Genomic DNA, 5,268 nt, shown 5'->3' on the forward strand with positions numbered 1-5,268 from the left:
TCCGATCGCCCGGGGCGGGCGGTCGGGCTCAGGTCCCGCTCGGCCGGGCGTCCCCGGTGAAGGCCTGTCGGGTGGCGTTCTCGCCTGTGAGCAGGTCCACCACGCGGCGGGCCGTGGCCGCGTCCCGCGCCGCGGTGAACGGCAGGGCGTTCCCCCCGGCGATCTTGAACGGCTCGCCCGTCCGCGTCAGGGCGGCACCCCCCGCCTCCGTGACGAGCAGCAGCCCGGCGGCGTGGTCCCAGGCCAGCTCCCACGAGAACGCCACCGCGTCCAACTCCCCCTTCGCCACGGCGAGGTATTCGAGACCCGCCGACCCGCACGGCCGGGGGCGCACTCCTTGCGTCCACAGGCCGAGCAGCGCGTGCTTCTGCTCCTCGGTGGTGAAGTCGGGGTGGGAGGTGGCCACTTCCAGCTCCTCGCCCGGCCGGGGCGACCCCGCGGTCAGCGGCCGCCCGTCCAGCCAGGCACCCTTGCCGCGCACGGCGACGGCCATCTCGCCGAGCGCCGGCGCGTACGTCCAGGACGCCAGGACCTCGCCGCGCACCGCGAGGGCCACGAGCATGCAGAATCCGGGGTCGCCCCGCACGAACTGCCGGGTCCCGTCGACGGGGTCGACGATCCACACCGGGGCGTCACCCCGTATCGCCTCGTACGTGGCGGGGTCGGCGTGCACCGCTTCCTCGCCGACGACGACCGAGCCCGGCAGGAGGGCGGGCAGGTCGACGGTGAGCTGCTCCTCCGCCCGGCGGTCGGCGATCGTCACGACGTCGTGCGGGCCGCTCTTCTCCACGACGTCGCCCTCGGCGAGCTGCCGGAAGCGGGGGGTCACCTCGGTGGCGGCGGCCCTTCGCAGCGCCTCCTCCACGTCGCCTGTGCCGTGCGTCAAGAACTCTTCGATCATGCGTCCATGAGAGCATGCCGCGCTGACAGCGCGTGGGGGCTCCCCCAACCGGGGGTTTCCTCCGTGTGAACGCTTGTCGGCGTTGTGGGTGTTCTTGCCCGCCGCTTCGCGGCGGATGTTTCCCACCCACCCACCCGTTTACCCCGCATGGGGCCGTTGGCGTAGGGGCAGCGGGGTTACCGTCCCACCGCATATCCCTGCATTCCTCGCGCGTTCGCCGCGCCCGAGAGCAGGCCGGTGTGCGGGTCCCGTGCCACCGCGCACAGGCGGCCCTCCGACCACGCGCCCGCGACCAGCACGTCATGCCCGCGCCGCCGCAGCTCCACCACCACCTCGGGGACCGTGCGGGACTCCACCGTCACGCTTCCGGGCCGCATCCCTCGGGGGTGGAAGGACCCGGGGAAGCTGTCCGTGTGCCAGCTCGGCGCGTCGATCGCGCCCTGGAGGTCGAGGCCGCCGCGCACCGGGTCCCGCAGCACCACCCCGAGGAAGAAGTGCACCTGCCACTGGTCCTGCTGGTCGCCCCCGGGCGTGCCGAAGGCCATGACCGGGACGCCGTCCTTCAGCGCCAGCGACGGCGTCAGCGTGGTCCGGGGGCGCCGGCCCGGCGTCAGGGAGTTCGGCAGCCCCTCCTCCAGCCACGCCATCTGCAACCGCGTACCCAGCGGAAAGCCGAGTTCCGGCACGACGGGGTTGGACTGGAGCCAGCCGCCGCTGGGGGTCGCGGAGAGCATGTTCCCCCAGCGGTCGACGACGTCGAGATGGCAGGTGTCGCCCCGCGTCCCGCCGTCCCCGGCCACGGTCGGCTCGCCGGCCCCGGCCCCCGCGTCGAATCCCCGCCCCGCTCCCTCCCCCGAGGCCACCGCGAGGGCGTGCGCGGAGAGTCTCGGCCGCCGCCCGCCGGGCGCGCCGGGCCGCAGCTCGTACGAGGCCGTGTCGTCGATCAGCGCCCGCCGCCGCGCGTTGTACGTGTCCGAGAGCAGGTCGGGGACGGGCACGTCCCGCGCACCGCCCGCCCCGGCGTCGCCGTACCAGGCCTCGCGGTCCGCCATGGCCAGTTTGCAGCCCTCGACCAGGAGATGGACGTAGTCGGCGGATCCGTACGCGGGCAGCTCGGCGACGTCACGCGGCAGCAGCGCCAGCTGCTGGAGGAAGGCGGGGCCCTGGCTCCAGGCGCCGGCCTTGCACAGGGTCCAGCCGTTCCAGTCGTACGTGACCGGGTCCTCGTAGGACGCGGACCAGCCGCGCAGATCCGCCGCCGAGAGCGTTCCCGTGTGCCGCTCTCCGCTCGTGTCCATGGTGGGCCGCGCGGCCTGCCGCACGAGCGCCTCGGCGATGAACCCGCTCCGCCACACCTCGCGCGCGGCGTCGATCACCGCGCCCCGGGACGCCCCCTTCCCGGCTCCGGCCGCCGCCTCCGCGAGCAGCCGCCGCCAGGTCGCCGCGAGCGCCGGGTTGCGGAACAGCCTTCCCGGGCGGGGCGGTTCGTCGCCGGTGGGGCCCTCGCGCAGATACACCTCGGCGGACGAGGGCCACTCCTTCACGAACAGTTCCCTTACGGTCTTCACCGTCTCGGTGACGCGCTCGACGGGTGCGTGGCCGTCCTCCGCGTACCCGATGGCGTACGTGAGGACATCGGCGAGGGACTTCGTGCCGTGGTCGCGCAGGAGCAGCATCCAGGCGTCGAAGGCGCCGGGCACGGCGGCGGCGAGCGGTCCGGTGCCGGGCACGAGGTCGAGCCCGAGGGAGCGGTAGTGGGCCACGGTGGCGCCGGCGGGCGCGGGGCCCTGCCCGCAGAGCACCCGCACCCGGCCGCCCGCGGGCGCGAGGAGGATCGGCACCTCGCCTGCGGGGCCGTTGAGATGGGGCTCGACCACGTGCAGGACGAACCCGGCGGCGACGGCGGCGTCGAAGGCGTTGCCGCCGTCCTCCAGGACGGCCATCGCCGACTGCGAGGCGAGCCAGTGGGTGGACGACACCATGCCGAAGGTGCCCTGGAGCGTGGGGCGGGTCGTGAACATAGGGCCTGTCACCTCGTGTTCTGTAACCGTCGGCCGTCGGCCGAATGATCAGCGGTCAGCGGTCAGGAGCGTAGTGGCCGGGGCGGCGGGGCTTTCCTTGCTCTCACGACAGGAGTGCGGAATGTTGTTACCATCCGGATGTTGCGGGCATCTGGTTGTTTCCCCCCGTCTCGGCGTCCTCTCCAGAAGGGCTGACATGGCGACTCGGCGTCTGTACATGGTCAGGCACGGTGCGGCGGACGCCTTCGGGGCGCTCACCGAAGTGGGGCGGCGCCAGACGGAGTTGCTCGCGGAGCGCCTCGCCCGGCTGCCGATCGACGCGGTGTGGCACTCGCCGATGCCCCGGGCGGTGTCCTCGGCCCGGCTCATCGGCGAGCGGCTGAGCGGGGTCCCCGTACGGGAGGCGCCCGAGCTGACCGACTACATCCCGCACGTGCCGCGGAAGCCACCGGCGGCCTGGGCCGGGGTGTTCGACGGCTACGACCCGGTGGAGGCCGCCAGGGGCGAGCGCCTCGCCGACGCGCTGACGGACCGGTTCGCCCGCCCCGCCGACACCGAGACGCTCGAGGTGCTGGTCACCCACGCCTACCAGGTGGCGTGGCTGCTGCGGCACGCCCTGGACGCTCCGCGTGAGCGCTGGCTGGGGATGAGCTGCGGGAACGCGGCGGTGACGGCCATCGAGTACTACACCGGCGCGGCCCCCTCGCTCGTGGTGTACAACGACATGAGCCACCTCCCCGCGAACCTCCGCTGGACGGGCTTCGGGCCGGGCGCCCGGCCCTGAGCGACTGAGCGAAGCCCCCGCCGGACGCGAGCAGTTGAACAGAGCCCCGTCCGCACGAGGGCGGGGCGCGGGGCCCGGCCGCTTCCTCCGGTCTGCGCAGCCGAACACTTCTCGTCACGCGTCGCGCCCCGGCCGTACAGTGCCCGGAACGTGACAGGACGGCCCCCGGGCCTCCCGGGTGCAGCCCGTGGCCGGTCGCGAGGGCCCTGAGATCGAGGAGGGGCCTTGGAGAGTCTGCCTTCAGCACCGGAGGGCGTCCGCCGACGGTTGCCGCGCCCGGCCGAACTCGCGCCTCTGCTGCGCCCGCGGCGCCCGGGGGGCGGTGGGGCCCGGCGGCTCGCGGCCGCCGCCGATGTGGCGGACCTGAGGGCGCTCGCCCGCCGCCGTACGCCCAGAGCCGTCTTCGACTACACGGACGGCGCCGCCGGCGAGGAGCTGTCGCTGGCCCGCAACCGGTCGGCCTTCCGCCGGATGGAGTTCCGGCCCGCCGTCCTGCGGGACGTCTCGGCGGTCGACACCTCGACGGTCCTGCTCGGTGAGGCGTCCGCTCTCCCGATCGCGCTGGCCCCGACCGGCTTCACGCGGATGATGCACCACGAGGGTGAGATCGCCGTGGCCCGGGCGGCCGCCGCCCACGGCGTGCCCTACACGCTGTCGACGATGGGCACGACGGCCGCCGGGCCGCTGGCCGCCGCCGTGCCCGGCGTCCGCCGCTGGTTCCAGCTGTACTTGTGGCGCGACCGGGCGCGCAGCCTCGACCTGGTGCGCGGTGCCGCCGAGGCCGGGTACGAGGCGCTGATGCTGACCGTGGACACACCGGTCGCGGGGTCGCGATTGCGCGATGTGCGCAACGGCATGACGATCCCACCGGCGCTGACCGCGCGCACCGTGCTGGACGGGGCGCTGCGGCCGCGGTGGTGGCTGAACCTGCTGACCACCCCGCCGCTGCGGTTCGCCTCGCTCTCGCAGTGGCAGGGCACCGCCGCGGACCTGGGCAACCTGATGTTCGATCCCGCGGCGACCGCCGACGACGTGGCGTGGCTGCGGGAGGTCTGGCCCGGCAAGCTCATCGTCAAGGGCGTCCAGACGGCCGAGGACGCCCGGGTGATCGCGGGCCTCGGCGTGGACGCGCTGGTGGTCAGCAATCACGGCGGGCGCCAACTGGACCGTGCGCCGGTGCCGTTGGAGGAGCTGCCCGCGGTGGTGCGGGCGGTCGACGGGGCCGCGGAGGTCTATCTCGACTCAGGCGTGCGCTCGGGCGCGGACGCGGTGGCGGCGCTCTGCATGGGCGCCACGGCCGTCCTGGTCGGCCGCGCCTACCTGTACGGCCTGATGGCGGGTGGCGAGGCGGGGGTGCGCCGGGTCCTCGACATCCTCACGGCGGAGTTCCGGCAGACCATGCGGTTGCTGGGCGTCACCTCGGTCGAGGAGCTCACCCAGGACCGCGTCCGGCTGCGCGCCGGTTGAGCCGTGGGCCGGTTGAGCCGCGTGCCGGTTGAGCGCCTTACCCCCGGCGGGGCCGGTTCGTCCGGTCCCGCCGGGCACTTGCCGGCCGTCCTCGC

The 5,268-nt window shown here is 74.5% G+C and carries 4 protein-coding genes; 2 read left to right on the plus strand and 2 right to left on the minus strand.

The features are described 5' to 3' along the window. Positions 1-28: 28 nt before the first annotated feature. Together ABZ385_RS02625 and ABZ385_RS02630 are read right to left on the minus strand one after the other, a co-directional pair. Positions 29-901: an inositol monophosphatase family protein gene (locus ABZ385_RS02625; RefSeq protein ID WP_358585422.1), complete on the minus strand. Its 873-nt coding sequence runs from the start codon at positions 899-901 to the stop codon at positions 29-31. A 176-nt stretch (positions 902-1,077) separates the two neighbouring features. Then, the gene (locus ABZ385_RS02630; protein ID WP_358909255.1) at positions 1,078-2,922 is read right to left on the minus strand and encodes a gamma-glutamyltransferase; all 1,845 of its coding nucleotides are present in this window, start codon (positions 2,920-2,922) and stop codon (positions 1,078-1,080) included. Between the two features lie 196 nt (positions 2,923-3,118). Here ABZ385_RS02630 and ABZ385_RS02635 point away from each other — a divergent pair, with 196 nt between their 5' ends. Both ABZ385_RS02635 and ABZ385_RS02640 read left to right on the plus strand, forming a co-directional pair. Continuing rightward, a complete protein-coding gene (locus tag ABZ385_RS02635) occupies positions 3,119-3,706 on the plus strand; it encodes a histidine phosphatase family protein (protein ID WP_358909257.1) in 588 nt (195 codons plus the stop codon). A gap of 225 nt (positions 3,707-3,931) precedes the next feature. Then, a complete protein-coding gene (locus tag ABZ385_RS02640; protein ID WP_358909259.1) occupies positions 3,932-5,173 on the plus strand; it encodes an alpha-hydroxy acid oxidase in 1,242 nt (413 codons plus the stop codon). Positions 5,174-5,268: the final 95 nt, after the last annotated feature.

Origin of the sequence: Streptomyces sp. NPDC005898 (assembly GCF_040629635.1) — a bacterium.
Lineage (GTDB): Bacteria > Actinomycetota > Actinomycetes > Streptomycetales > Streptomycetaceae > Streptomyces.